The organism is Micromonospora sp. NPDC023814, from assembly GCF_040639595.1.
GTDB lineage: Bacteria > Actinomycetota > Actinomycetes > Mycobacteriales > Micromonosporaceae > Micromonospora.
The window spans coordinates 1-1,074 of sequence record NZ_JBFAAF010000260.1; the positions used below are offsets into that span (position 1 = coordinate 1).

1 protein-coding gene and 1 pseudogene are annotated in these 1,074 nt (G+C 68.5%); both read right to left on the reverse strand.

The features are described from left to right. The coding region (locus AB0G14_RS35870; protein ID WP_357705281.1) for a transposase at positions 1-349 on the reverse strand (349 nt) is incomplete at its 3' end. Then, positions 279-770 (reverse strand): annotated as a pseudogene (locus AB0G14_RS35875) (hypothetical protein); the annotation flags it as partial. The gene AB0G14_RS35870 and the pseudogene AB0G14_RS35875, both read right to left, overlap by 71 nt. Positions 771-1,074 lie beyond the last annotated feature (304 nt).

Here is a 1,074-nt window from a genome sequence, read left to right on the forward strand (position 1 = left end):
CCTGATCAACCGCGTACCGCTCCAGGCCGGCGCACTCGAGCTGTGTCGGACCGGGGGCGAAAGCGGGGCGGCTCAGCGGCCGGCAGCGGATGAACCCAATGAAACGGAGACGGGTTTTGGGCAGGCCGCGGTAGCGGGCGTGGCGGATGCTGGTGATCGCGATGGCCTGGCTGATGGTGCCGTCCACGCCGGCGCGTAGGGCGTGGGTGTGCTGCCAGTCCTTGCTGTCCTGCTGGGCGCGGTTGCGGGCGAGGGCTTCGTGCAGTTTCTTGGGGACGCAGTGTGAGCTGGCGTCGGCGGCGCTGGGAGGTGATGCACTGGGCTTTGACGGGACAGGGGGCGCAGGCATCGGCGCCCGACCTGACGACGATCACCTGGGTGCCGCGCTGGCGGGTTGGGCTCCAGTTGAGGCTGGTGTTGCCGTGTGGGCAGGTAACCTGCCGCAGGGTCCAGTCGATGGTGAAGGCGTTCTTGGCGAACCCGAGACCTGCGCGGGCCTGTGTGGAGGTGTCGTGGGAGGCGGGCGTGATCATCGTGACGCCGTAGGTGTCCAGCGCGGTGGTGATGGTGTCGGCCGACGGGTAGCCGGCGTCGAGGTAGTGCTGGTCGGGTAGCAGGTCGTGTTCGGCCAGTCGGCTCGGATGGGTGTGGTGGCCTTCACGTCGGGTGTGGTCGAGGCGGTGGTGGCCACGTTGATGATCAGATTTAGTGGAGTCGGGGTGCTGGTGTCCGCGGGTGTCGGTGCTGATGTGGGAGTTCTGCACCAGCATCTGGCGCAGGGTCTCGATCGCGGGCAGGTGCGCCAGCCATGGTGGCGCTGTCGGTGACCAGACGGCTCGCAGCAGCGCCACCGCGTCCGTGCCGTAGGCGCTGCGGGCCCTGCGGGGGCTGCTGCCGGCGAGGCGGTGATGCCGGCATGAGCACCACGACGATGACGCCAGCCAACGGCGTTACCCGGGCTGCCCTGGTCGGCCCGCCCGACTGGCAGGGTGCGGTAATCCGACTGTCCTGTATTCCCTGTCCGCTGATCACAGTGTGTTGCGGCTAGGGCTGTAGCGGTTCCAGGTTCCACCG